Annotated in this window: 27 protein-coding genes; 12 read left to right on the top strand and 15 right to left on the bottom strand. The window is 74.6% G+C overall.

The window, feature by feature from the left end; genetic code table 11:
- Window positions 1–113 precede the first annotated feature (113 nt).
- From B7P34_RS09345 to B7P34_RS09335, 3 genes are all read left to right on the top strand, one after another.
- Window positions 114–788: a TetR/AcrR family transcriptional regulator gene (locus B7P34_RS09345; protein ID WP_106675357.1), complete on the top strand. Its 675-nt coding sequence runs from the start codon at window positions 114–116 to the stop codon at window positions 786–788.
- A gap of 80 nt (window positions 789–868) precedes the next feature.
- The gene (locus B7P34_RS09340) at window positions 869–1588 is read left to right on the top strand and encodes a dienelactone hydrolase family protein (protein WP_106675356.1); all 720 of its coding nucleotides are present in this window, start codon (window positions 869–871) and stop codon (window positions 1586–1588) included.
- A gap of 92 nt (window positions 1589–1680) precedes the next feature.
- Entirely contained in the window at window positions 1681–2091 is a 411-nt protein-coding gene (locus B7P34_RS09335; RefSeq protein WP_106675355.1) for an ATP-binding protein, read from the top strand.
- 46 nt (window positions 2092–2137) lie between these two features.
- On the opposite strand, the gene B7P34_RS09330 is transcribed toward B7P34_RS09335, so the two are convergent.
- Window positions 2138–2563: a hypothetical protein gene (locus tag B7P34_RS09330; protein ID WP_106675354.1), complete on the bottom strand. Its 426-nt coding sequence runs from the start codon at window positions 2561–2563 to the stop codon at window positions 2138–2140.
- Between the two features lie 117 nt (window positions 2564–2680).
- On the opposite strand from B7P34_RS09330, the gene B7P34_RS09325 reads away from it, so the two are divergent.
- The 6 genes from B7P34_RS09325 to B7P34_RS09300 all read left to right on the top strand — a co-directional run bounded on the left by B7P34_RS09325 (window position 2681) and on the right by B7P34_RS09300 (window position 8137).
- Window positions 2681–3781 carry a polyprenyl synthetase family protein gene (locus B7P34_RS09325; protein WP_106675353.1) on the top strand — a complete coding sequence of 367 codons (1101 nt, stop codon included), beginning with the start codon at window positions 2681–2683 and terminating at the stop codon, window positions 3779–3781.
- A 196-nt stretch (window positions 3782–3977) separates the two neighbouring features.
- Window positions 3978–4295, top strand: a complete 318-nt coding sequence (locus tag B7P34_RS09320; RefSeq protein ID WP_106675352.1) for a DUF6083 domain-containing protein — start codon at window positions 3978–3980, stop codon at window positions 4293–4295.
- A gap of 127 nt (window positions 4296–4422) precedes the next feature.
- On the top strand, window positions 4423–4977 hold the full coding sequence (locus B7P34_RS09315; protein WP_106675351.1) for a GNAT family N-acetyltransferase: 555 nt from the start codon (window positions 4423–4425) through the stop codon (window positions 4975–4977).
- A 69-nt stretch (window positions 4978–5046) separates the two neighbouring features.
- Window positions 5047–6159, top strand: coding sequence for a PP2C family protein-serine/threonine phosphatase (locus B7P34_RS09310; RefSeq protein WP_223267669.1), 1113 nt, complete (start codon window positions 5047–5049; stop codon window positions 6157–6159).
- 47 nt (window positions 6160–6206) lie between these two features.
- Window positions 6207–7148, top strand: a complete 942-nt coding sequence (locus B7P34_RS09305; RefSeq protein WP_189382622.1) for an ATP-grasp domain-containing protein — start codon at window positions 6207–6209, stop codon at window positions 7146–7148.
- An 8-nt stretch (window positions 7149–7156) separates the two neighbouring features.
- Complete coding sequence (locus B7P34_RS09300; protein ID WP_189382620.1) at window positions 7157–8137, top strand: class I SAM-dependent methyltransferase; 981 nt, start codon at window positions 7157–7159, stop codon at window positions 8135–8137.
- Here B7P34_RS09300 and B7P34_RS09295 read toward each other — a convergent pair.
- On the bottom strand, window positions 8124–8402 hold the full coding sequence (locus B7P34_RS09295; protein ID WP_223267682.1) for a DUF1540 domain-containing protein: 279 nt from the start codon (window positions 8400–8402) through the stop codon (window positions 8124–8126). The genes B7P34_RS09300 and B7P34_RS09295 overlap by 14 nt on opposite strands.
- A gap of 194 nt (window positions 8403–8596) precedes the next feature.
- Here B7P34_RS09295 and B7P34_RS09290 point away from each other — a divergent pair, with 194 nt between their 5' ends.
- The gene (locus B7P34_RS09290) at window positions 8597–9175 is read left to right on the top strand and encodes a GNAT family N-acetyltransferase (protein ID WP_106675350.1); all 579 of its coding nucleotides are present in this window, start codon (window positions 8597–8599) and stop codon (window positions 9173–9175) included.
- On the opposite strand, the gene B7P34_RS09285 is transcribed toward B7P34_RS09290, so the two are convergent.
- Window positions 9135–9527, bottom strand: a complete 393-nt coding sequence (locus tag B7P34_RS09285; protein WP_106675349.1) for a DUF5997 family protein — start codon at window positions 9525–9527, stop codon at window positions 9135–9137. The genes B7P34_RS09290 and B7P34_RS09285 overlap by 41 nt on opposite strands.
- Window positions 9528–9585: 58 nt before the next feature.
- Between B7P34_RS09285 and B7P34_RS09280 the strand changes: the two genes are divergently transcribed.
- On the top strand, window positions 9586–10392 hold the full coding sequence (locus B7P34_RS09280) for a LysR family substrate-binding domain-containing protein (protein ID WP_106675348.1): 807 nt from the start codon (window positions 9586–9588) through the stop codon (window positions 10390–10392).
- Window positions 10393–10416: 24 nt separating this feature from the next.
- Here B7P34_RS09280 and B7P34_RS09275 read toward each other — a convergent pair whose 3' ends face one another.
- The 4 genes from B7P34_RS09275 to B7P34_RS09260 form a co-directional block, all read right to left on the bottom strand.
- Entirely contained in the window at window positions 10417–11694 is a 1278-nt protein-coding gene (locus B7P34_RS09275) for a DUF1266 domain-containing protein (protein WP_106675347.1), read from the bottom strand.
- 169 nt (window positions 11695–11863) lie between these two features.
- Window positions 11864–12820: a hypothetical protein gene (locus B7P34_RS09270; RefSeq protein WP_106675346.1), complete on the bottom strand. Its 957-nt coding sequence runs from the start codon at window positions 12818–12820 to the stop codon at window positions 11864–11866.
- A gap of 273 nt (window positions 12821–13093) precedes the next feature.
- Window positions 13094–13525, bottom strand: coding sequence for a protein-tyrosine phosphatase family protein (locus tag B7P34_RS09265; RefSeq protein ID WP_106675345.1), 432 nt, complete (start codon window positions 13523–13525; stop codon window positions 13094–13096).
- A gap of 10 nt (window positions 13526–13535) precedes the next feature.
- Complete coding sequence (locus tag B7P34_RS09260; RefSeq protein ID WP_106675344.1) at window positions 13536–14621, bottom strand: CaiB/BaiF CoA transferase family protein; 1086 nt, start codon at window positions 14619–14621, stop codon at window positions 13536–13538.
- Between the two features lie 146 nt (window positions 14622–14767).
- Here B7P34_RS09260 and B7P34_RS09255 point away from each other — a divergent pair, with 146 nt between their 5' ends.
- On the top strand, window positions 14768–15184 hold the full coding sequence (locus tag B7P34_RS09255; protein WP_106675343.1) for an organic hydroperoxide resistance protein: 417 nt from the start codon (window positions 14768–14770) through the stop codon (window positions 15182–15184).
- Between the two features lie 76 nt (window positions 15185–15260).
- Here B7P34_RS09255 and hemL read toward each other — a convergent pair whose 3' ends face one another.
- The 8 genes from hemL to B7P34_RS09215 all read right to left on the bottom strand — a co-directional run bounded on the left by hemL (window position 15261) and on the right by B7P34_RS09215 (window position 24753).
- Window positions 15261–16559 (bottom strand): glutamate-1-semialdehyde 2,1-aminomutase, encoded by a 1299-nt coding sequence (gene hemL / locus B7P34_RS09250; protein ID WP_106675342.1) that lies wholly within the window; start codon window positions 16557–16559, stop codon window positions 15261–15263.
- A 121-nt stretch (window positions 16560–16680) separates the two neighbouring features.
- On the bottom strand, window positions 16681–18732 hold the full coding sequence (locus B7P34_RS09245; RefSeq protein WP_106675341.1) for an acetate--CoA ligase family protein: 2052 nt from the start codon (window positions 18730–18732) through the stop codon (window positions 16681–16683).
- Window positions 18729–20087 (bottom strand): glutamyl-tRNA reductase, encoded by a 1359-nt coding sequence (gene hemA, locus B7P34_RS09240; RefSeq protein WP_223267668.1) that lies wholly within the window; start codon window positions 20085–20087, stop codon window positions 18729–18731. Before hemA ends, B7P34_RS09245 begins: the two co-directional genes overlap by 4 nt.
- A 116-nt stretch (window positions 20088–20203) precedes the next feature.
- On the bottom strand, window positions 20204–21226 hold the full coding sequence (gene hemB / locus B7P34_RS09235; RefSeq protein ID WP_106675339.1) for a porphobilinogen synthase: 1023 nt from the start codon (window positions 21224–21226) through the stop codon (window positions 20204–20206).
- Window positions 21227–21234: 8 nt separating this feature from the next.
- Complete coding sequence (locus tag B7P34_RS09230) at window positions 21235–22044, bottom strand: aspartate/glutamate racemase family protein (protein ID WP_106675338.1); 810 nt, start codon at window positions 22042–22044, stop codon at window positions 21235–21237.
- Between the two features lie 68 nt (window positions 22045–22112).
- Window positions 22113–23318: an FAD-dependent oxidoreductase gene (locus B7P34_RS09225; RefSeq protein ID WP_106675337.1), complete on the bottom strand. Its 1206-nt coding sequence runs from the start codon at window positions 23316–23318 to the stop codon at window positions 22113–22115.
- Window positions 23315–24067, bottom strand: coding sequence for a maleate cis-trans isomerase family protein (locus B7P34_RS09220; protein WP_106675336.1), 753 nt, complete (start codon window positions 24065–24067; stop codon window positions 23315–23317). The genes B7P34_RS09225 and B7P34_RS09220 overlap by 4 nt, the downstream gene beginning before the upstream one ends.
- 143 nt (window positions 24068–24210) lie before the next feature.
- Complete coding sequence (locus B7P34_RS09215; protein WP_106675335.1) at window positions 24211–24753, bottom strand: helix-turn-helix transcriptional regulator; 543 nt, start codon at window positions 24751–24753, stop codon at window positions 24211–24213.
- Window positions 24754–24936: the final 183 nt, after the last annotated feature.

Raw genomic sequence — 24936 nt, 5'->3', positions numbered from 1 at the left:
CCAGTCGTCGGTATTCCACAGCCGTTCCCTTCCCCTCACTATCGGGACACACATCCCGTTAAGATGGGTTCACCGTAACAGAGCCCAGCTACTAATGGAATAGGAGTCCCGTTATGACATCGAGGAGTGCGGACCCCGGCACCCTGCGCCCGGGCGGGCGCACCGCGCGCGTGCGGGCCGCCGTCCTGCAGGCCGCCGGAGACGCGCTGGCCGAGGGCGGGCTCGCCGGGCTCGACCTCGCCGACGTGGCCCGCCGCGCGGAAGTCGGCCGGACGACCGTCTACCGCCGCTGGGGCACGCCCGCGAACCTCGTCGCCGACCTGCTCGCGGACATGGCCGAGCAGTCACTCCCGCGCACCGAGACGGGCACGCTGCTGGGCGACCTGCGCGCCAACGCCCGCCTCGTGCAGCGCACGCTGGCCGACCCCCGGCAGGGGGCGCTGTTCAAGGCGGTGATCGCAGCGGCGACCTGCGACGACCAGGCGGCCGCGGCCCTGCACCGCTTCTACGACACCCGGGTCACGGAATGGGAGCCCTGCGCGCGGCAGGCCGTCGAGCGGGGCGAGCTGCCCGCGGGAACCGACACCCGGGAGGTCGTCCGCGCCGTCTCCGCCCCCCTCTACTACCGCCTGCTGACCACCGGCGAACCGCTCGACGAGGCGGCGGCGGAGCGGGCGGCGGCGGCCGCGGCGGCGGCGGCGAGGGCGGGGGCCTTCGTCAGCGAAACCAGCGAAACCCCCTCAGGAGAAGCCTCCTCAGGAGAAGCCCCCTCGGGAGAAGCCCCCTGAGGCGAGGCTCCCTGCCCGGCTGGTCGTGGTGCCCGTGCGGAGAGAGGCTGGAGGGGAGCGGAAGAGGAGGGTGACCCGCCATGACCTCCGACGCAGTGCGCATCCCCGCCGACGGCGCGACGCTCGCCGGCGACCTCGTCGTTCCCGCCTCCGCCGGCGCGGTGGTGCTGTTCGCCCATGGCAGCGGCAGTTCGCGGCTGAGCCCGCGCAACCGGGCGGTCGCCACCGCGCTCCAGCGCTCCGGACTGGCCACCCTGCTGATGGACCTCCTGACCGAGCAGGAGGAGGAAGTGGATGCCCTCACGGCCGGGCACCGCTTCGACATCGCCCTGCTGAGCGGCCGTCTGACGGCGGCGATCGACTGGCTCGGCGGCCACCCGGGCACGGCGGACCTGCCGGTGCACTTGTTCGGGGCGAGCACGGGTGCGGCGGCGGCGCTGACGGCGGCGGCGGAAAAGCCGGACCAGGTGCGGTCGGTGGTGTCGCGCGGCGGCCGCCCCGACCTCGCCGGCGACGCGCTCGGCCGCGTCCGGGCGCCCGTCCTGCTGATCGTGGGAGGCGAGGACCGCGAGGTGCTGCGGCTCAACCGCGCGGCCGCGGACCGGCTGCAGGCGCCCCACGAGGTCCATGTCGTTCCTGGCGCCACCCATCTGTTCGAGGAACCGGGTGCGCTGGACGAGGTCGCCGAGGTGGCATGCCGATGGTTCCTCCGGGCCGTCGCCGCCTCCAGCTCCGGCCCCGGCTCCAGCTCCGGCCCCAGCTCCGGCCCCAACTCCGGGCCGAGTGTGAACGGAGCGTGAGCGAACCGGGGGCCGAGAGAACGGTGCGTGTCCGTCAGGCCCGCCGGTCGTTCTCGTGAGAGGAGCCCGCCCGCGCCCCCGGAGGAGACCTGATGCGCCGAGCCATTGCCACCGCCGCGCTGGCCGCGGCCGCCCTGACACTGGGGTCGGCCACCGCCTCGCACGCCGCCGACCGGCCGAAGCCTCCGGACCTCGGGGAGCTGGCCGCCGTCGACGCCGGCAGCCTGGGCGACAGCCTCGACGGGGTCGCGCGGAAGGCGACCACCCTCGCGGGGGCGTCGGGAGCCGAGCTGATGAAGCAGGCCGTTCCCGCGGTGGGCAAGGCGGCCGGCGCGGCGGTGAAGAAGACGACGGATCCGGTTCAGCGGACCGTCGGCACCGCCGCGGGGGCGGCGGGGCAGGGCATCGGCAGCACGATGTCGCCTTCGCAGGGCAGGTCGGCGCCCGCCCCGCTCCCGGCGGGCCCCCTCCCGCTCCCGCTTCCCGGCCTGCCGACGGGCTGACGCCCCCCGTAGGGCCGCCCGCGCCGGAGTGCTCTGCGCGCGGGCCTCACTCCCGGTCCTCACCCCCGGCCGCGCACACCACGAACGCCCGCATCGACTCGCTGCCGGTGCTGGTGTTCGTGCCGCGCGTGACCCATTGCGGGCCCTGCGCAAAGGAGTCGGTGAGGTAGATGCGGTGCGCGGAGGTCTCGCCGCCGCCACCGACGGGCACGTGCCCGACCGGACACACCGCCACGGCGGGGGCGTTCGCCCCCGGCCCGACTTCGACGGGATCTCCGAAGACCTGAAGGAATCCCGCCGCCTCCGCCCCGGGCTCCGCCGCTTGCTGCGGGGCCGCGTGCGGCGTGGAGGCGAAGCCCTGCGCCTTCTCATGCTCGCTGTACGCCCCCTGCTCGCCGTGCGCGTCGGCGCTCGCCACACCGCAGGCAAGGGCGGCGGCAGCCGCACACGCAAGGCTGGCGATACGTTTCATCGTGACCCCCTCTGGCGTCCGGAAGCACCGATTCCACAATGCTACGTAGAGTGTTGCGGCGGTGACAAGACGTAGTGGCGGTAACTCCCTTCCCCGAGTGCTGGAAGGGTGGACCCCATGAGCACCACGAACCACGCGCAGCGCACGGCCGCGGCCGCCGCCCGGGAACGGATCGCCGGGTACCGGCACCGCTTCGACGCCCGCTTCGAGGCGTACTTCGACTCCCTCGCCGGGCATCTGGACACCCCGCCGCTCAGCCGCTTCACGCCCCGCTGCCTGCACCTCCTGCGGGACCTCTCCCTGCGCGGCGGCAAGCGCCTGCGCGTCGCCCTGCTGTACGAGGCGGCCCGGCTGGTGACCGACGAGGAACCGCCCGGCCTGGAGGAAGCCGCGCTGAGCATCGAACTGCTGCAGACGCACGGGCTGGTCCACGACGACATCATCGACGACTCCCCCGTGCGCCGCGGCGGCCCGTCCACGTACTACGCCTACCGCCGCGAATTCCCCGGGGAGCCCCGGACCGCGCTGGGGCTCGCCGTGCTCGCGGGCGACCTCGCCGCCTTCCTGTCCATGCAGGTCCTGCTGGAGGCCGGCGCGCCCGCCGCGCTCAAGCAGGCCATGCTGGAGGTGCAGTTGCGTGCGGGCGCGGAGACCGTCGCCGGCCAGATCACCGACCTGGAACGCGACTTCGAGCCGCTCCCCTCCGAGGACCTGCTGCACACCGTCTGCGAGTACAAGACCACCCGGTACTCCATCCTCGCCCCCCTCCGCCTGGGACTGCTGGCCGCGGGAGAGGACCTGGCCGCCCACGACGAACGGCTGCGCCGCTACGCGACCCTCGCCGGCATCAGCGGGCAGATGCGCGACGACTACCTCGACCTCTTCGGCGACGAACACACCACCGGCAAGTCCCCCGGCTCCGACATCCGCTCCGGTCGCCGCAGCTACGCCGTCCGCGCCGTCCTGGCCGCCGCGACCTCGCCGGAACGCGCGGTGCTGGAGTCCGCACTGGGCGACCCGGGCTGCACGGACGCCACGATCGACCGCATACGCGGCATCGCCCGGGACCACGGCGTCGACGACGAACTCCGCACCGCCGTACGCCGCTACGCCGAGGACGCGGCCGCCGAGGCCTCCTCCTGGCGTCCGCACTGGCAACCGGAAGCCGTCTCCTTCTTCGAAGGCCTCCCTTTGTGGAACGCCCAGCGCACGAAGTGACGCCGGGCCCCGACGGCCTCCCTGCCCTGGCCGGGACGCTTTGGCAAGGAGGAGCGGTCGGCCGGCCGCCGTGTACACGCGCGCGCCGCGCGGCACCCCCCAAGCCGACCGGCGGCACACCCACAACCCCGGCCACCAGCACAAACGACCGGCGACCCGCTGCCCCCGGAGCCTCCGGCCAGGCAAGCTCTCTCAAATGGGGGTCAACCACACCACACCAGACGCCGCATGCCCCGAATGCGGCCACGCCCAGGAACTACGACCGCTCGTCACCGGCGGATGGATCCGTCTCGACACCCAGACGGTCCCCGCCACCGAAGTGACCGACACGCGCCTCCGCTGGTACCTCACCGCCGACGGATTCGCCGTCGCCGGCCGGGGATCCGGTGACGACTGCTACCTCGAGCACCGGCAGGTCTGCAGCCGCCGGCGCCACCCCGCACACCTCGACCCGATCTTCACGTACGTCTGGGGCCGTAACCGGGGCATCGACGGACGGCACGTCGAAGACTGAACCGGCGCACAACGGCTGGACGGCACCCGGCCGCCCAGCCCCGGCCGCCCCGGCGAAACCGGCGCCGCGAGCCGGGCGGCCTCGAATTCGCCGGCAGGCACCGGCCCGTCCTGCGCAGGATCAGCTCATGGACATCCACCTCACCACCCCCCGCCTGGCCCTCCGGCCCTTCGCCGACACCGAAGCCGACCTCGACCTCGTCGTCGAGCTCGACAGTGACCCCGAGGTGATGCGGTACATCACCGGCGGCCGGCCGATGACGCGGGCCGAGATCCGTGCCGAGTCGTTCGAGCGGATGCTCCGGGGCGGGTTCTGGGCGACGCATCTGCGGGCGACCGGCGAGTTCGCCGGCTGGCACTGCCTGCGCCGCCTGCCGGGCGCCCCGGCGGGCTCGGCCGACCTCGGATACCGGCTGCGCAAGACCGCCTGGGGCAAGGGGTATGCGACGGAGGGCGCCCTCGCCCTCATCGAGAAGGGGTTCCGCGAGCAGGCCTGCGAGCGGATCACGGCGAACACGATGCACGTGAACGCCGGCTCGCGCCGCGTCATGGAGAAGTGCGGGCTCTCCTACTCCCGCACCTACTTCGAGGACTGGCCCCATCCGGTCGAGGGCGACGAACACGGCGACGTGGAGTACGTGCTCACCCGCCGGGAGTGGCTGCGCCATACGGGCGCCTCATGACTGGCAGCCCTCATCCGGCCCGACGATGCTGGAGCGTGTCGTACGGCGCGGAAGAGCGGGAGCGGGCACGTGAGGGCACCGGGCACGAAGCGTACCGGCATCGGGCGCTGGTGCCTGCGTCACCTGCAGTGGATGCCCGCCTTCCTGCTCGTCGGAGGCGCCGCCCTCGACTACAACACTCCTCCGCACTTCAGCGCCGAGGCCTTCTACACGGCCGCGCCGATGTCGGCCGCCGCGCTGCTGTCGCTGCGGGCGACGATCCTGGCGGCCGCCGGCGCGTGCGCGGCCGACACCGCGCTGCTGATCCACTTCGGCTTCCTCGGGGACTCCGGCGGCCGGAGCGAGCTGGCCACCGTCGCGACGGTCTCGGCCTTCGCCGTCGTCGTCAACCGCCTCATGTACTACAGCGACGTGCGCCTGCAGTCCGCACGCAAGATCGCCCTCGCCGTGCAGCGCGCCGTGCTGCCGCAGCCGCCGGCCTCGATCGGGTCCCTGCGGATCGCCGTGCGCTACCAGTCGGCCGTGAAGGAGGCGCAGATCGGCGGTGACCTGTACGGGGTGCAGGACACCCCCTACGGCGTACGCTGCCTGGTCGGAGACGTGCGCGGCAAGGGCATGGACGCGGTCAAGGCCGTGGACGTCGCCCTGGGGGTGTTCCGTGAGGCCGCCGACGACGAACCCGCGATCACCGCGGTCACGGCCAGGCTGGAGCGGGCGCTGCGCCGGGAGGCGGAGCGGCGGGAGGGGGTCGAGCGGACCGAGGGGTTCGTCACGAGCGTGCTGGCCGGCATCCCGCACTCCGGCGACGAGCTGCAGCTGCTCAACCGCGGCCACCCCGCACCCCTCCTGCTGCACGGCGGGCGGGCGCGCTACGCGGAGCCGTCCGAACCGGCCCTCCCCCTGGGCCTGGCCGACCTGGGCGCCGGCGAGGAACGGACCGACACGGTGCCCTTCCCGCCGGGGACGACGCTCCTCCTCTACACCGACGGCCTCACCGAGGCACGGGACCGCGCCGGGGTCTTCTACGACCCCGGCGCCCGGCTGACCGGGCGGGAGTTCTCCGGGCCTGACGCCCTGCTCGACGCCCTCCTCGACGACGTCGCCCGCCACACCGGCGGCCGCATCACCGACGACCTGGTCCTGCTCGCGATCACCCGCGGCGAGGGCCCTGGGGCCGCCTAGCCGCACACACGTGCGTGGAGGCGAGCGTCACTCGTTAGGGTGCCCGCATGGCGCCCTTGATCCTTTTCTGCAGCGACCCGCTGAACCCCCGCCGGGCGGACCCGCACTTCGCGGACGACGTGCGGGCCGCCCGTGAGGCGGGGCTGCGGACCGCCCTCCTCGACCACGACGCACTGCTCGCCGGGGACGCCGAAGGCGCGGTCCGCGGCGTCCCGAGCGGCGCGGGGGCCGCCTGGTACCGGGGCTGGATGGTGCCGTCCGGGCGGTACGCGGAACTGGCGGGCGCGCTCGCCGCCCGCGGCGTCACGCTGCTGACCCCGCCGGAGTCCTACCGCCGCGCGCACGAACTCCCCGGCTGGTACGCGGTCTTCGCCTCCGTCACGCCCGCCAGCGCGTGGCTCCCCGCCGAGCCGGGCCGCGCCCCGGGCGCCCCGGAGCTCGCCGCGCTCGCGGCACCGCTCGGCGCCGGGCCCGGCATCGTCAAGGACTTCGTCAAGTCCCGCAAGCACGAGTGGCACGAGGCCTGTTACGTGCCCGACCTCGCCGACACGGACCGGCTGGCCTCGGTGGTGGCCCGCTTCGTCGAGCTCCAGGACTCCTTCCTGGCGGGCGGCGTGGTGCTCCGCGCCTTCGAGCGCTTCACGGATGCCGGCGAGGCCCGCGTGTGGTGGGTGGACGGCCGGCCCGTCCTCGTCACGGCCCACCCCGACCGCCCCGGTCTGCGGCCCGCACCGGCGCTGGACGCCGTGGCCCCCCTCGTCGCGGCCCTGGGCTGCCGCTTCGTGACCACCGACCTCGCCGAGCGCGAGGACGGGGTGTGGCGGGTGGTGGAAGCCGGGGACGGACAGGTCAGCGACCTGCCCCGGGACGCCGGCGCGGGGCCGCTGTTCCACGCACTGGCCCTGGCGGGCGCCGCGCCGCGGCCCTCCCCCGCAACGCGTACGCGGGCACGTTCCTCGGCGTCGAGCCGCTCGGCGAGCAACGGCTGATCGGCTCGGTGCGGCTGCGCGACGCCGCGCCCGGGACCGGCGCGGCCGAACTCGACCTCCGCATCGGCGACAAGGACTACTGGGGGCGCGGCTACGCGACCGACACCGTCCGCGTCATCTGCGCTGACCGCGCCTGCCGCTCCGGCCCCTCCCGTACCCGGAATTCCCAGCGGGAAGGGAAGGGCACGGGTGAGGATGGACGGATGAACGTCCATTTGCGCGCCCAGTCGTTCAACGCGGCCGCCGCCCAGTACGCCGCGAACCGTCCCTCCTATCCGCCCGCCCTGCTGGACGCCGTCGAGGAGCTCTCGGGCCGGCCCCTCGCCGGTGCCCGTGTCGCCGATGTCGGCGCGGGCACCGGGATCGCCACGGCCCTGCTGCGCGGCCGCGGCGCGGAGGTCGTAGCGGTCGAGCCGGGCGGCGGCATGGCGGCCCGGTTCCGTCGCGAGCTTCCCGGCGTGCCGGTCGTCCGGGGCGACGGCAACGCCCTGCCGCTCGCCGACGCGTCCGTCGACCTCGTCACGTACGCGCAGGCCTGGCACTGGACCGACACCGCCCGGTCCGTCCCCGAAGCGCTGCGGGTGCTGCGCCCGGGCGGCGCGATCGCCGTCTGGTGGAACACGACCGCGCTCGACGTGCCGTGGATCGCCGCCCAGCACGAGCGGATCGCGCGCCACACCGGAACGGAACCGCCGACCAGGGAGCCGGACGACGGCCGTGCCGTGCGGCTCGCCGGCTTCGAAGGGCTGCACTGCGTGCGCCGCCAGGTGCGCTGGAGCCGGGTCGTCCCCCTCGGCGTCCACCTCGCCAACATCGGCAGCCACTCGGCGTTCCTCGTGCTCGGCGAGGCCGGTACCCGGGAGTTCCTCACCGCCGAGCGCGACCGTCTGCGTGCGCTCTTCCCCGGCGAGGAGGTCGAGGAGGCCTACGTGGCCGACCTGCTCGTGGCCGCGGAGCGGTCCCCCGCCGCTCCCGCTACCTCGCCGTGAACGTCAGGCAGTCCGCCGAGGCGCCCAGGGCGGCCACCGTGATGCCGGGGGCCTGGCACTCCAGCCCGACGTTGTGCAGGCACCCGGCCATCTTGCAGGCGCCGACCCGGCCGACGGACGAGGCGTCGCCGCCCTTCGAGGGGAAGACGAAATAGGTGTCGCAGTGGGCGTGGGCGGAGTCGCCCACGGTGATCGCGAGTGCGTGGCAGGCGCTGTCCTGGTTGTAGGCGCACTCGTCCACCTGACAGACGCTCACCTGGGGCATTTCCACGGCGCTTCTCCTCGGCATGACGTCCCGGCCGGCCACGGTCCGTTCCCCGGACGCCTTCCTCGGGCGCCGGAGGGCGACACCGGTGTCCCCGGGGGTTCACCCGGAAGCCCCATCGCGGATCGCATGGTACGTTTCCCGTACCACTTCAGCCTCCGGGTGCGGCTCCACTCCGCACGGAGGCTTTTTTCATGCCTGCATACCGATCAGCCGCGCCCGCTCCCGAGCCCGTGTCCGTACGCCCGGCGACCCCCGCCGACCGCCCCGCGCTGGAGCGCCTGTGGCTGATGTTCCGCCACGACATGTCCGCGTTCGACGGCTCACTGCCCGCTCACGACGGGACGTTCCGCAGCGACCGGCTCGAAGCGGCCCTCGCCGGCGCCGGCTGGGCGGCGTACCTGCTGCAGTGCGGCCCGTACCCCGCCGGCCTGGCCTTCGTCCGCGGCGTCGGCGGTCCGGCACACGTGATGAACAGCTTCTTCGTGGCCCGCGGGGTGCGCGGGACGGGGGCGGGGCTGCGCGCCGCCCGGGAGGTCGTGGCCCGTCACCCGGGCCGGTGGGAGATCCCGTTCCAGGACGCGAACGCGGTCGCGGTGCGCTTCTGGCGGCGCGTGGCCGCCGAGGTCGCCGGCGACGCGTGGGCGGAGGAGCGCAGGCCCGTGCCGGGGCGGCCGGACCTGCCGCCCGACGTGTGGATCTCGTTCACCGGCGACGGGACGGGCGCAGGGATCAGGCGCCCTGCTCCGCCTGCTTCGCCTGCTTCTCCTTGATGCGCACGGCTTCCTTCCGGACCTCGGCCTGGGTGGCGCGCTCGCGCTGCAGCCACTCGGGCATGTCCTTCTTCAGCTCGTCGATCTGCTCGGTGGTGAGGGGGTCCGTGATGCCGCCGCGGGCGAGGCCCGCGATGGAGACGCCCAGCTTCGCCGCGACCACCGGCCGGGGGTGGGGGCCGTTGCGCCGCAGCTCCTGCAGCCACGCGGGCGGCTCGGCCTGCAGCGCGTTGAGCTCGCTGCGCGTGACGACCCCCTCCTGGAACTCGGTGGGGGTGGCCTGGAGGTACACACCCAGCTTCTTCGCCGCGGTCGCGGGCTTCATCGTCTGGGTGGTCTTGTGCGACGTCATGGTGTCAAGGGTATTCGAGCATGTGCGCTACCTCGACCACGACCGGTAGCCTGGCGGGGTGACAGGCTCGGAAGTTTCCCCTTCGTTCCGGCTCGCCTATGTCCCGGGAGTGACGCCCGCCAAGTGGGTGCGAATCTGGAACGAGCGGCTGCCCGACATCCCTCTGCACCTCGTGGCGGTCCCCGCCGCCGAAGCGTGCGACGTGCTGCTGGGCGGCGACGCCGACGCGGGTTTCGTCCGGCTGCCGCTGCCGGCCGAGCGTACGGACTTCAGTGCGATCCCCCTGTACACCGAGACCACGGTCGTCGTGATCCCGAAGGACCACGTCGTGGCGGCGGTCGAGGAGGTCACGACGGAGGACCTGGCCGACGAGATCGTCCTGCACCCCCTCGACGACGTGCTCGGCTGGGAGCGGCTGCCCGGGCGGCCCGCGATCGAGCGCCCGGCCACGACGGCGGATGCCGTCGAGCTGGTGGCCGCGGGCATCGGCGTCCTCGCCGTCCCCCAGTCGCTGGCGCGCCTGCACCACCGCAAGGACCTCACGTACCGGCCGCTCACGGACGCCCCCCAGTCGCGGGTGGCCCTGTCGTGGCCCGAGGACGCGACCACCGACATGGTGGAGGACTTCATCGGGATCGTCCGCGGGCGGACGGTCAACAGCTCGCGCGGTCGCACCCAGCCCCAGGCCGAGGCCCGGTCCCCCAAGGCTCCGGCCAAGTCGCCCGCCAAGGGTCAGGGCAAGGCGCAGCCCAAGGGGAAGCGTCCCGGCGCGGGCGGCGGCGCCCAGCGCAAGGCCGCGGCCGGCAAGAGCCCGCGGGGCGGTGCCGGCGGCGCCAAGCGCGGCAAGCCCCGCCGCCGCTCGTAGCGGCGGGCCGCCGCGTGGCGGAGCTCACGCTCCGGGCGCGGGGTCTTTGAAGGGCACCGTCCGCCACGGGCTGTCCGGGTCGGTGGTCAGTGCCCGGTGCGCGTCGAGGACCGTCGTGTACCAGGGGCCGAACTCCTCCTCGTCGAAGTGCAGGCACCGGCCGAGCACGTAGCCGGCGGAGAACTCCTCCCACGAGTCGTACGCGGCCCGCGCGGCGGCGGCCGCGCGCTCGATCGCCGCGTGCATCTCGGCCTCCGTCGCGTAGCGCGCGCCCCGGCCCCAGCGGGCCATCTTCGAGCCGCGGCCGATGTCCCAGGCCGCGACCGTGCGCACGAGGCCGTCGGGCGGCAGGAGGCCGTCGGCGCGGAACCGGGCCTCGTAGCGCAGCACCTGGCCCACGAGGTCGCGCAGGTGCGCCACGAACCCGGCGAAGTCGGGGTCGCCGGCGGGGGTGCCGTTCTCCTGGGCGCGGGCGCGGACCGTGGCCTCGACGGTGTCGCGCCACTGTCCCGGGTCGACGCGGCCGCCGCCCCGGGACCGGAGCAGTGCGGTCCGCGCGCCCAGGACGAAGTCCCAGTACCAGGGGCTCACGTCCTGGCCGAGGAGGCGCTCCTCCGTCTCCAGCCAGTCCTCGCGGCTGTGCACGCCCCAGTCGTCGGCTATCCGCTCGGCCTCGCCGCTGTAGCCCATGCCGTGCCAGTGGAGGGTGTTCCAGGCGTCGCCGTTGCGGAAGCACAGGTGCGCGCCGCACGCCAGGCCGTGCAGCAGCGGGCCGGGGGCGGGGGCGCCGGTGCGGCGGGTCACGACGCGGTCCATCAGGTCGTCCGGCGAGAACAGCTCGTGGTGCAGGTCCAGCCACACCTCCCGCTCCTCGTCGCTGACCAGGAAGTACTGCTCGCAGGGCGTGGCCGCGTTGACGGCGAGGACGTCCACCCCGTCCGGGGCGGTCTGCGCGAGGGCGCCGAGGGTCGTGTACTCGTAGACGAGGTACGGGTGCGGGCGCGGCAGCACGCCGGCGGTGTAGACCTGCAGGACGGTGCGGCCGTCCGGGGTGTCGATGGTCAGCATGGGACGGGTGCCGGCGGGGGTGCCGCCGGCGGCCTGCCCCTCGTCGAGGCGGACCGGGTAGTAGACGCCTTCGATCGCGAGGGTGCGCAGGTAGGCGTAGGAGTCGTCCGACCTCGTCACCTTGTACAGGTACTGCTCCACGTCGGTGGGGGCCTGCCAGCGGGCGCCGTCCTCCGGGGCCGGGACGCAGGGGAAGATCTCGTCGTGGTCCTCGTCCTGGGCTGCGGCGTGCATGGGGCTCCTGTTCGCTCCGGTCCTGCCGGCCGGTTCCGGCTCAAGATCGCCCGAGTACGGTAGCGGTGGCGATCCGGGGAGCGGTTCCGGGGGCGCGGAGAGGGTGCGGAGGCCGGAGGGGGCGGAGGCCAGAAGGGGCGAAGGCTGTCCTTCCCGTCGTGACGTGCCCTCACGAGGCTTGGTGCCGGCGCGTGCTGACGAGCATCCGCAGCATTCCGGCGCCCGCTGCGACGGCGGCGACGTGGAGCAGCGCGGCCGCGGCCGGGTTCTCCGGCAGGGCGACGCCGGCCGGGTGGGCCAGGGCGGCGAACAGCGTGACGGGGAGCTTCCAGCCGCTCCAGGCGAACAGCGAGCCCGAGCCGAGCCAGCCGAGCGCCAGCGGGAGCGAGCGGGGCAGGTGGGCCGGGCGGGCCCGGGCCAGGGCGAGGGCGGCTGCGGAGCCGGCGAGGGCCCACAGGGCGCCCAGGCCGGTCAGCAGGCTGCCGCCGGTGGTCCGCTCGGCGGGGTGGTCGACGGCGAGCGTGCCGCCGGCCGCCCAGTACAGCCAGGCCAGGCCGACGACCGCCGCGAGGACGGCCGTCCAGGGCACGGACGCGCGGCTGCCATGCCCGGGGCAGCCGTTCCCCGGGCAGCCGTCCCCGAGACGGCCGGCGAAGCGCTCAGGCCAGCGACGCCGCAGGTAGGCGGGGAGCGCGACGGCCAGGCCCAGGCCCATCCCCACGAAGCCGGCCTGGACCAGGGCGGCCTCCCAGCCCGGCATGGACGGATCGTCGTCACCGCCCCCGCCGGGTCCGGAACCCGGATCCAGCAGCGTGCTCAGGACGGAGTAGGGCAGGACCGCCACGAGGAAGCCCGACCCGACCCAGGCGACGAACGCCACCGGGCGGCCCGGCAGCCGCATGCCCCACGGCCGGGCCAGGGCCAGCGCGAGGGCGATCCCGGTCGCCGCCATGCCGATGGTCACCGTGTTGAGCAGCACCCACCCGGACGGGGTGAAGCCCGCTCCGACCGGCAGCAGCCCCAGCAGCGAGCCGATCACCCACGACGTCTTGATCAGCAAATACGGTGTCAGGGCCAGCGCGGCCCCGTAGGCCGCGCACCGCCCGGCCCGGTCCCAGCGTTCCACCTGGGGTGTCCTTTCTCCGGCAGGAACCCCAGCCTCGGCCGCGGGGCGGGCCGGCGGCGTCCGCCGCCGGGCGTATTCGCCTCCGCCGCGCGGCGGAACGGGAATCCGCCGGACATCCCCCGCGAGCCGTCACCGGCCCGGCGTCACGCCCCCCGCACGCTGACCGCGGCGCGCCGGTGGCGGGGCGCCTCGATCTCGTTTGGGTGGCGGAGCACTGGGACGAACTGCTCGGCGCCCGCGAGGCGTACGACGCCTCCGCCCGCCTCGGCGGCGTCAGCCGGTGAAGCGCCGCACGTAACGCTTCTGCCAGGGGGTTTCCACCGCGCGGGGGTCGTAGTGGTGGCGGACGTAGGCCACGGCGCGGTCCGCGGGGACGCCGTCGAGGACGGCCAGGCAGGCCAGGGCCGTGCCCGTGCGGCCGCGGCCGCCGGCGCACGCGATCTCGACGCGTTCGGCCGCGGCCCGCGCCCACGCCGCGCCGAGGACCGCGCGGGCCTCGGCGGGGCTGCCGGGAAGCCGGAAGTCCGGCCAGCGCAGCCACGCGGCTTCCCACGGGACTTCGGGAGGCCGCCGGCCGAGCAGGTACACCGCGAAGGCGGGCGCCGGCCCCGCGGGGAGGGGACGGCGCAGGCCGCGGCCCCGGACGAGGCGGCCGGAGGGCAGTTGCAGGATCCCGGCGTCGCCGGCCTTCCACGTCTCGGTCACGCCGCCGAGGTTACGCCCAGGCGTCCAGGACCTCGGCCGCCGAGTGCGCTCCGGGTGCCGGGGCCGGGGCGGGGACGGCGGCGGGGGTGCGGCTGAAGCGGGGGGCCGGGGCGGGCTGGTGCGCTCCGGCCACCTCCACGAACGTGTCCCGCTCGCGCAGCGCCGGGTGCGCGGCGGCCTCGGCCTGGTCCAGGACGGGGACGACGCACGCCTCGTGCTCGTCGAAGACCTTGGTCCAGTGGTGGCGGGGGTGTTCCGCGAAGGCGGCGGCGAGGAGGTCGCGCAGGGCGGGCCAGTTCGCCTCGTCGGCGCGGTCGGGCAGGGCGGCCGGGTCGAGGGCGAGGCACTCCAGCAGCGTGGCGTAGAAGCGCGGTTCGATGGCGCCGACCGCGACGTGGAGGCCGTCCTGGCACGCGTAGGTGGTGTAGAAGGGGGCGTCGGTGACGGTGGACATGCCAGGAAGGCCGCGCCACTGACGGATCATCACGTCCAGCATGGCGGCGCCGTCGACCATCGCCGCGTCGACGACCTGGCCGCGGCCGGAGCGGTCGCGCTCGTGGAGGGCGGCGAGGATGCCGAGGGCCTGGAGCATGCCGCCGCCGGCGAAGGTGGACAGATACGTAGAAGGAGGGGCAGGAGGGGCAGGAGGGGTCGGGGGCATCGGAGCGCCCCCGGCGGGGCGGTCGCCGTCGAGGAGTCCGGCCATGGCCAGGAAGCTGATGTCGTGGCCGGGCCGCGCGGCCCAGGGGCCGGTGCGGCCCCAGCCGGAGAGGCGGGCGTAGACCAGGCGCGGGTTGCTCTTCGTGAGGGCGTCGGGCCCCAGGCCGAGCCGTTCGCACATGCCGGGTCGCAGGCCCTCCAGGAACACGTCGGCGCGGTCGGTCAGGGAGCGGACGGTGTTCAGGTCGTTCTCGTCCTTGAGGTCGGCCGCGACCGAGCGGCGCCCGCGGCCGAGGGGGTCGGCGGCCTGGTGGCGGCCGCCGGGGCGGTCGATCCGTACGACGTCCGCGCCGAGGTCGGCGAGCAGGCCGGCGGCGTAGGCGGTGGGGGCGCCGGCGGCGAGTTCCACGACGCGGAGGTTCTCCAGGGGGCCCATTTCGGGTTCCTCACTTCTCTTTTGAGCAATGCGTCTGTGCTGAGCGGTTCGGTTCGGGGTTCCGTATGGCCTGGCGGCCGTCTCTCTTCCTAAGTTCCGGGTGTTTTCCCCTTCTGTTTCTCCGGTCGTGAATGGAGTGTTTTTCCATGGCAGTTGTGTACACAGCCGACGTCGTGTCGGCGGGGGACGGCCGCAACGGCAGCGTGCGTTCGTCGGACGGTGTCCTGGAGCTGGGGCTGGCCGCGCCCAAGGAGGTCGGCGGCCCGGGTGGCGCCACCAACCCGGAGCAGTTGTTCGCGGCGGGTTACGCGGCGTGCTTCCACAGCGCGCTGCGGCTGTCGGCCCGCGAGGCCAAGGTGGCCCTGGCGGACGACACGGTGTCGGCGCGGGTCCACCTGGAGCGGGACGAGAGCGGGTACTCGATCAGCGCCGACCTCGTCGTGGAGCTGCCGGGGGTGCCGGAGGACGTCGCGCGGTCCCTGGTGGATCAGGCACACGGCCGCTGCCCGTATTCCAAGGCGGTGCGGGACACGATCCGGGTCGGCATCTCGCTGGCGCCCTGACGGCTCCTGAGGCCCCCGCTGCCGGGTCCGGTGATCGCACCGGGCCCGGCAGCGCTGTCGTGTGCGCCCCGGCGCCTCAAGCGGGCTGTGCCGCCGCGGCTGCCTTGGCGGCGGCCGGCAGGGCGGACAGCACCCGGTCCACGGCGCGGTCGTCGTGGGACGCCGAGACGAACCACGCCTCGAACGGCGACGGGGGCAGGTACACGCCCTGGCGCAGCATCGCGTGGAAGAAGGCGCGGTAGCGGTACGCCTCGGTGGCCTTGACCGCGTCGTAGTCGGTGACGGGCGCGGAGGCGAAGAAGACGGAGAACATGGTGCCGGAGTACTGCAGCTGATGGGCGACGCCCTCGGCGTCCAGGGCCTTCGCCACATGGCTGCCGATGGTGGCGGAGACCGTCTCCAGGCGCTCGTAGACCTCACCGGTGCAGTGGCGCAGCGTGGCCAGGCCGGCGGCGGTGGCGACCGGGTTCCCGGCGAGCGTGCCGGCCTGGTAGACGGGGCCGGCGGGGGCGAGGTGCTCCATGACGTCGGCGCGGCCGCCGAAGGCCGCGGCCGGGAAGCCGCCGCCCATGACCTTGCCGTACGTGAAGAGGTCCGCGGCCACGCCGTCGCGCCCGTACCAGCCGTCCCGGGCGGCGCGGAAGCCCGTCATGACCTCGTCGGAGATGTAGAGGGCGCCGTGGCGCCGGCAGAGGTCCGCGAGGCCCTGGTTGAAGCCGGGCAGCGGCGGGACGGCGCCCATGTTGCCGGGGGCGGCCTCGGTGATGACGCAGGCGATGTCGTCGCCCTGCTCGGCGAAGGCCTTCTCGACGGCGGCGAGGTCGTTGTAGGGCAGGACGATGGTGTCGCCCGCCTGGGCGCCGGTCACGCCGGGGGTGTCGGGCAGGGCGAAGGTGGCGAGCCCGGAGCCGGCGGCAGCGAGGAGGGCGTCGACGTGGCCGTGGTAGCAGCCGGCGAACTTCACGATCTTCGTGCGGCCGGTGAAGCCGCGGGCCAGGCGGATGGCGGACATCGTCGCCTCGGTGCCGGACGTGACCAGGCGCACCCGCTCGACGGGGGCGACGCGGCCGGTGATCTCCTCGGCGAGGGCGATCTCGCCCTCGGTCGCGGTGCCGAAGGACGTGCCCTTGGCCAAGGCCCCACGGACGGCGTCCATCACGGCGGGGTGGCGGTGGCCGAGGATCATCGGCCCCCAGGAGCAGATCAGGTCGACGTACTGGTTGCCGTCGGTGTCGGTGAGGTAGGGCCCCTGGGCGGAGGCCATGAACACGGGGGTGCCGCCGACCGAACCGAAGGCTCGTACGGGAGAGTTGACGCCGCCGGGGATGACGGTGCCCGCGCGGGCGAACAGCGTCTCGGACATGGGGGTGGTCATGACGGGGGCCTTTCGCAAAGGGATTTCACGAGGAAAAGACAGAGGGAGGAAGACCGGGGAAGGAACACCCGGGGAGGAAGGCGGAGCCGGCGGCGGGCGGTGCCGCCGGCTCCCGCATCCGTCAGGCGGAAGCGCCGGTCACCGTGTACGCGGCGTCGAGCACCACCGCGCCCGCGCCCTTCTTCAGGACGCGCACGGGGTTGAGGTCGAGCTCGAAGCCCTCGGGCCAGTCCTGGACGGCGGCGGCGACGTCCTCCAGGAGGCGGGCGAGGGCGGCGGTGTCGGCGGCGCCCGTGCCGCGGGCGCCGTTCAGGAGGGCCGCGCCGCGCAGTTCGGCGATCATCGCTTCGGCGTCGCCGGGGGCCAGCGGCAGCAGGCGGTGGCTGACGTCGTCGAGGATCTCGGTGAAGATGCCGCCGAGGCCGACGGTCAGGACGGTGCCGAGGGCGCTCGTGCGGGCGCCGACGATCATCTCGACGCCGGCGGGGGCGAGTTCCTCGACGAGGACGCCGCCGCCGAGCGCGGCGAGCTTGTCGTGGGCCCCGGGCGCCTCCTGCTCGGTGATGCCGACGAGGACTCCTCCGGCCTCGGACTTGTGCAGCAGCCCGGGGACGACCGCCTTGGCGACGGCGCGGCCGCCGAGCTCGGCCACCAGGCGTGCCGCGTCCTCGCCGCCGGTGACGAGGCGGCCCTTGGGGACGGTGGCGCCGGCGGCCGCCAGGAGCGATTTGAGCTGCGGCTCGGTGACGTCCGGCGCGGGGGCTGCGGCGCCGGGGCCGGTGGTGCCGTCCGGGGCGGTGCGCGGGCGGCTGACCTGCCAGAGGGCGGACGCGGCGCGCAGGGCGCGGGCGGGCGTGGGGTAGTCGGGCAGGCCGGCCTCGCGGAGCTGGGCGGGGGCGTCGGGGGCGAGGAAGTCGGCGCCGGTGCGGGCGACGAGGATGGGCTTGCCGCCCTTGCGGGCCGCCTTGGACAGGGCGGTGACGGCCTTCTCGACGTCGGGGCCGGCCATGACGCAGAAGCAGGCGATGATGATGTCGACGGCGGGGTCGGCGATCAGGACGTCGAGGGACTTGTCGAAGAGCGAGGGGTCGCTCAGGACGGTGGCGGTGATGTCGACGGGGTTGTCGACGGCGCCGAAGGGCGGGACGATCTCGGCGAGCGCGGCGGTGCTCTCCGGGCTGAGGGCGCTCAGTTCGAGGCCGGCGTCCTCGACGGCGTCGGCGGCGAGGATGCCCGAGCCGCCGGAGGTGGTGACGACGGCGACCTTGGGCCCCTTGGGGCGCAGGGGGAACTCGAAGGCCTGGGCGACGTCGAGGAGTTCATCGATGTCGTCGACGCGGACGATGCCGAGCTGGCGCAGGGCGGCGTCCAGGACGCGGTCGTCGGTGGCGAGGGCTCCGGTGTGGGAGGCGGCGGCCCGGCCGCCGGCCTCGGTGCGGCCGGACTTCAGCAGGGCGACGGGCTTGCCGGAGGCGGCGAGCGTGCGCAGCGTACCGATGTCCGGGGTGTCCTCCAGGTAGCCGAGGAGGCCGGTGCACTCGGGCTCGGCGGACAGCTCGCGGAGGACTTCGAGGGCGGTGACGTCGGCGTCGTTGCCCGTGCTGACGACCCAGCCGGGGCGCAGGCCGCGCTGCAGGGCGAGGCTGGCGGCGCCGAAGCCGAGGGCGCCGCTCTGGCTGACGAAGGCGAGGGTGCCGGGCTCGAAGGGGACGCTCTCGGCGCCGAAGAGCGGGCTGAAGGTGGCAAGGACGCGGTTGTTGAAGCTGACGGCGCCGATGCAGTTGGGACCGATGAGGCGCAGGCCGCCGGCGCGGGCGCGGGCCACGAGGTCGTCCTGGAGGGCGGCGCCCTCCTCGCCGGTCTCGGCGAAGCCGGAGGAGGCGATGATGGCCAGGGGCACGCCGGCGGCGATGCAGTCGTCGACGGCGCCGGGGACGCGGTCGGCCGCGACCATGATCAGGGCGAGGTCGACGGGCCCCTGGACATCGGTGAGGCTCGGGTAGGCGGGGACACCGAGGACCTCTCCGCCGCGGGGGTTGATGGGCAGGATGCGGCCCTTGTAGCCGTGGCGCAGCAGGAAGTCCATGGGCTTCCGGCCGAGGGCGCCGGGGCGTTCGGTCGCTCCGATGACGGCGATGGAGTCGGCGTTCCACAGGGCGGATATTGCACTCATGCCATGATCTCCTGGGCGGCGGCGGTGTTTGCGGTGGGCGAGGCGGCCGCGGCGGCGGTGGCGCGGGGGCCGGTCTCGGGGGCGAAGAGGGCGCGCAGGGCGTCGACGTAGACGTCGCCGTCGGGGGCGCCGGCGAGCCGGCGGGCGCGGACGGTGGGCTGGTGGAGCATCTTGTCGACGATGCGCCGGACGCTGTGGGCGACCTCCTCCTGGGCGGCGCTGTCCATGGCGTCCAGGCGGCGGCTGAGCCGGTCGAGTTCGGTGGCGGTGGCCTCGGCGGCGCTGGTGCGCAGGGCGGCGAGGATGGGGGTGGCGCGGGCGGCGCGGCGGTCCGCCTTGAAGGCGGCGACCTCGGTGTCGACGATGCGGTGGGCGGACTCGACGCTGGCGACGGAGAGTTCGTCGTCGCCGCCCTCGGCGGCGATGCGCTGGAGGTCGACCAGGACGGTGCCCGCAACGTCGGCGACGCCGGCCTCGATGTTGCGGGGCAGCGACAGGTCGAGCAGGTACAGATCGCGGCCCCCGCGGGCGGCCATGGCCGCGGCGACGTCCTCGCGGGTGACGAGCGGGACGGTGGAGGCGGTGCAGCTGACGACCACGTCGACCTCCGCCAGGAGGCGCGGGATGTCCTCCAGGGGGTATCCGGTGCCGCCCGCGGTCTCGGCCAGGCGCTGGGCCTTGTCGGGCGTGCGGTTGGCCATGTGGACGGTCTGCAGGCCGGAGCGGCGCAGCGCGGCGAGGACGACGCCGCCGAAGGAGCCGGCGCCGATGACGAGGGCCGTCCTGCCGTCGAGCGAGCCGACGAGGCGCTCGAAGAAGGCGAGCCCGGCGGTGGCCAGGGAGCGGCCGGCCTCGTTGAGGCCGGTCTCGTTGCGGGCGCGCTTGCCGGCGCGCAGGGCGGCCTGGACGGCCTGGTTGAGGGTCTTGCTGGCGGTGCCGGTGCGCTGGGAGCGGTCGAGGGCCTCCTTGACCTGGCCGAGGATCTGGTCCTCGCCCAGGACGACGGAGTCGAGGCCGGCGGCGACCTGGAAGAGGTGGCGCAGCGCGTCGTCGGCGGCGCGGACGTAGGCGTACGGGGCGATCTCGTCGGCGTGGACGCCGGTGTGCTCGGCGATCAGGCGGGCGACGGCGGGCGCGGGGTCGGCGCCGGGCTCGGCCTCCAGGTAGACCTCCATCCTGTTGCAGGTCGACAGGACGAGGGAGGAGCCGAGGCCCGGGGCGCCGGCCATGTCGCCGGCCAGGTCCTCCAGCGGGCGCGGGGTCTCGTAGAGGCGCTCGAGGAGGTCGAGCGGGGCGGTGGCGTGGCTGATGCCCACGGCCATCAGCCGGTTGTCATCGGGTGTGTGTCGTTCCACGGTCTGTGCACCTTGGTGTGAGGCGGGCGGGAAGCGGGGCGCCTGCCGGCCGGGCGGAGGGGGGCCGTCCCGGCCGGCAGGAGACGGTGGTTCGTCGCGCGGGCGCGGTACGGCGGTCAGCGGCCCACACGCGGGGCGAACTCGGTGGCCCAGTACGTGATGATCTGGGAGGCGCCGGCGCGGTGGATGGCGGTGAGGCTCTCCAGGACGGTGCCGTCGCGGTCGATCCAGCCGCGCTCGGCGGCCGCCTCGATCATGGAGTACTCGCCGGAGACCTGGTAGGCGGAGACGGGCACGTCGACGCGGTCGGCGATGAGGCGGACGATGTCGAGGTAGGCCAGGGCGGGCTTGACCATCACCATGTCGGCGCCCTCGGCGAGGTCGAGGTCGACCTCGCGCAGGGACTCCCGGATGTTGCCCGGGTACTGCTGGTAGGTGCGCCGGTTGCCCTGCAGGGAGGACTCGACCGCGTCGCGGAAGGGCCCGTAGAAGTGGGACGCGTACTTGGCGGAGTAGCCGAGGATCGCGACGTTGTGGTGGCCGGCCTCGTCGAGGGCGGCGCGGATGTGGCGGACCTGGCCGTCCATCATGCCGCTGGGGGCGACGATGTGGGCGCCGGCGTCGGCCTGGACGACGGCGGCCCGGGCGTAGAGCAGGACGCTGGCGTCGTTGTCGACGTCGCCGTCGGCGCCGAGGACGCCGGTGTGGCCGTGGGTGGTGTACTCGTCGAGGTTGATGTCGCCGATGACGACGGTCGCGTCGCCCACCTCGGCGGTCACGTCGCGCAGGGCCGTCTGCAGGATGCCGTCGGGGTCGACGGCTCCGCTGCCCCGCTCGTCCTTGTCCTTGGGGATGCCGAAGAGCATGACGCCGCCGACGCCCGCGGCGACCGCCTCGGCCGCGGCCTTGCGCAGGCTGTCGCGGGTGTGCTGGTAGACGCCGGGCATGGAGGGGATCTCGCGGGGCTCGGTGATGCCCTCGCGCAGGAACAGCGGCTGGATGAGGTTGTTGGCGTTGACCTGGGTCTCGGCGGTCAGGCGGCGCAGCTGGGGGGTGCGGCGCAGCCGGCGGGGCCGGTGCAGCGGGGCCGCGGCGGGAGTGCTGGCGGGGGCGGGGCCGAGGGTGGAGTGGCTGTTCATGGGGTTGTTCACGCTCCCTGGAGGGTCGAGCCGAGGAATACCTTTTCGAGGTGGTGCGCGATGTCGGAGGGCGGCCGGTGGAACCAGTAGCCGGCGGTCGAGCGGGCGAAGACGCCCAGGCGCCCGAGCTCTCCGGTGAGTTCGGCGAGCTTGACGGCGAGGCCCGCGGGGTCGACGACGGGCATGCCGGCGAGTTCGCGGACGCCGAGGTGCCAGAGGATCTCGTTGGGGATCCCCTCGGCGGGGACGATCACCTCGGCGCCGGCGGCGCGGGCGCGTTCGGCGGCCTCGGTGTAGACGGTGAGGAAGGGGTCGCAGTCGCCGTCGAGGGCCCGGTGGACGCCGTCCCAGCCGCCGGGGACGACCTCGTACGCGGCGAGGTGCGCGTCCAGGCCGTAGCGGGTGATGTTGTGGCGGATGGGCTCTTCGAGGGGCGGCATGAAGCCGAGGAGCCCGAAGCGCTGGCCGGTCATGGCGGAGAGGAAGAAGGCGCTCTCGCCGTAGCCGAGGGTGGGGATGCCGGCGAGGTGGCGGGCGTCGCGCAGGCCGGGGTCCTGGCCGGCGGCGGTGATCCAGGCGTCGTAGCCGGAGCGTTCGGCGCGCACCGCGGCGTGGGCGAAGTGCTGGGAGAACAGCACCTGGGCGGCGTGGTGGCCGACCAGCCCGAAGGGGGTGTTGTCGGGGTAGGTGTCGGCGGGCAGGGTGTGGATGTCGATGACGGTGCCGGGGGCGGCGATGGCGTCGAGGTGGTCGCGGTACCACTGGTCGAGGAGGGGGATGCGGCCCTCCACGGTGTGTTTGTGAAACCAGATGCGCATGGGGTTCCTTTGGGCGGATGACGTTCCATCAGATGCGAGGGAGGAGCGGCCCGGGGCGGGCCGGGGTATCAGGCCGCCACGCGCGCGGGGCGGGGAGCGCAGTCCAGCAGCGACGCCTTGACGAGGTAGTCGGTGCGGGCGTCCGCGTCGGCGGTCATGCGGCCGATGTCGTCGAGGGCGCCGCGCAGGGCCGTGGCGTCGTCGATGCCGGCGGTGCGGGCCTCGCTGCGCGGGATGACGGCGTCCTGGACGACGGCGCGGCGGGCCTCGGCCACGGTGGTCAGGGAGCGGTCCCCGGCCTCGCCGCGGTAGAGGCGGATCAGGGCGCGGCCGTAGGCGACGGCGTCGTGCAGGCCGCAGTTCATGTTCATGCCGCCGGCGGTGGAGGTGAGGTGGGCGGCGTCGCCGGCGAACAGCACGCGTCCGGCCCGGAACTGCGGCAGGACGAAGGCGGCCAGGCGGTAGGTGTGGGCGTCGCGGATGCGGATGCGGGAGTCGAGGCCGGGCAGGCTGCGCGCGACCAGGGCGTGCACGGCCGCGGGGGCGGTGACGTGCTCGCGGGGGGTGGTGGCGGGGATGCGGTGGATCAGGCGCCAGTGGTCGGGCATGCCCAGCACGCTGAAGGAGGTGCGCGCGTCGCGGACGTACGTCAGCGGGGACAGGTCCGGCACCAGGGCGTCGAGCGGGGTGTCGGTGACGATGCGCAGGGCGTAGGAGGGGTAGGGGCGGGCCCGGGAGTCGAGGTGCAGCAGGTCGCGGACGGTGCTGCGGGCGCCGTCGGCGGCGATGACGTGGCGGGCGGCGAGCGGGGCGCGGGCGCCGTCGGGGCCGCGGGTCCACACGCGCAGGCCGTCGGGCTCCTGGCGGAGGTCGAAGACGGTGTGCCCGAAGGCGACGTCGGCGTGGGGGTGGCGGCCGAGGGCGGCCAGCAGCAGCGGAGTCAGGCGGGCCTGTTCGGCGTGGACCCGGTAGGGGTGGGCGGTGCGGCCTTCGAGGGGCGCGTAGGGCAGGCGGTGCAGGAGGTTCCGGTCGAGGTCGCGCCACTGGATCTCGGTGACGTCGCGGCCGGCCGCGCGCAGGGGCGCGGCGATGCCGAGCTCGTCGAGGAGGTCGAGGGTGGCGGGGTGGAACGTCGACGCCCGGGAGGCGGTCGACAGCTCGTCGGCCGCTTCGAGGACGGTGACCGGCACGCCGCCGTGGGCCAGGACGAGGGCGGCGGTGAGCCCGACGGGGCCGGCGCCCACGACGACGACCCGGTGCCGGCGTGGGTTCATGCCCGGCTGCCGGCGCGGTCGGCGAGGCGCTGCAGCGGCCCGGGCAGGGTGCCGCCGGGGCCGGCGGGCGTGGCGTCGGTGTGCTTGAGGGCCCACCGGGCGGAGCAGATGTTGGAGGTCAGCAGGGTGCGGTCGTTGCCGTCGCCGATGCGCTCCAGGGCCTCGAAGGTGAACATGCCGGTGCCGGTGAACAGCAGGGTGGCGTCGGAAGGGATCCCGGCGGCACCGACCTGGCGCACGAGGTCGTCGGTGGTGACGTCGTACGGGGAGAAGCGCTCGCCCGCCCGGACGGGGACGACCCGGGTGATGTTCAGGCCGGCCTTCTGCCAGTACTGGGCGGAGAGTTCGGTGAGCCACGGCTCGTACGGGGAGACCAGCACGATGTCGGTCAGGCCGAGGTCGGTGCAGGTGTCGAGGGTGGCCAGGGTGGAGGAGGCGACGGGGTGGCCGGCGGTCTGCGCGATCCGGTCGCACAGCTCGCGGTCCCCGCCGGGGTCGAGGAGGTAGTGCGAGCCGCTGCAGGCGACCACGACGGCGTCGAGGGCCAGTCCGCCGAACCCGGCGATGACGTCGGGCAGTTGCTCGTTGTAGACGTCGAGGCGCTCGCGCAGGGTGCGGCCCGGCAGGACGGGGAAGCGGGAGGTGTGCAGGTGCATGGCCGGGGCCGTGAGCCGGGCGATCTCCGGCTCGGCGGCGGCGTTCCCGGACGGGACGACGACGCCGAGGCGCGCGGTGCTGTGCATGGTCATGGAAGGAAGCCCCCTGGTCTGCGGAATGGGCGGCGGCAACGGCCGCGGGAAGTCCTCGGTCGCCGCGGGGCCGGCGCGTGTCCGGCGTGCCCTGCGGCGTAACTGGACGGTATGACGGGGGCGTTGGGCGGGGCACTACGGGATCACGCAGTCAGCCGTTCCTGCGCGCGGGCCGGGGTGAGGGTCTCGGGGAGGGTGGCGCCGAGGGCGGGGGCGAGCTGGGCGCGGCGCCGGATGGAGAGCTTGCGGTAGACGCGGGTGAGGTGCTGTTCGACGGCGCGGCAGGAGACGCCCAGGCGCGCGGCGATGTCGTTGTTGGTGTGCCCGGCCAGGACGAGGTGGGTGATGCGCCGCTCGTGCGGGGTGAGGGCGGCCGCCGCGGGCGGGGCGGTCCGGCCGGCGGCGCCGGTGAAGCCGGGGCGGCCGTAGGCGATGTTCCAGTTGCGGATCCTGGACTGGGCGACGAGGGACTCGCGGACCAGGGGGTCGGGGCGCAGGGCGCGGTGGAGGGCGATCTCGTCGGGGGCGTCGACGAGGAGGATCTCGCCGCCTTCGCCGTCCCAGGGGCCGCCGCCGATGAGGGTGCCGCGGGCGGAGAGGGTGTGCAGGAAGGTCTCGTGCGCGCCCCAGAGGCCGCTGAAGCGGTGGTCCAGGGTCCTGAAGGTGCGTTCGACGACGTACGTCATGGTGGGTTCCTCGGGGTTCCGTCGCGTCCGTCCCGTGGCGGGCGGGTCCGGCCCGCGAAGGGGCGGGATGGCGAAGGGGGCGGGATGGCGGGGCACGCGGTGCCCGCCTGGGCGGTGCGTGCTTCCCGAGTCCCGCCCCCTGGGGGCGAGGCCGCCGGGGAGGGGGCGGCCGTCGTGGGTGCC

The organism is Streptosporangium nondiastaticum (assembly GCF_003011965.1).
Lineage (GTDB): Bacteria > Actinomycetota > Actinomycetes > Streptomycetales > Streptomycetaceae > Streptomyces > Streptomyces nondiastaticus.
Note: the sequence above shows the minus strand (reverse complement) of the source record. Positions and strands in the feature narration are given on the sequence as shown.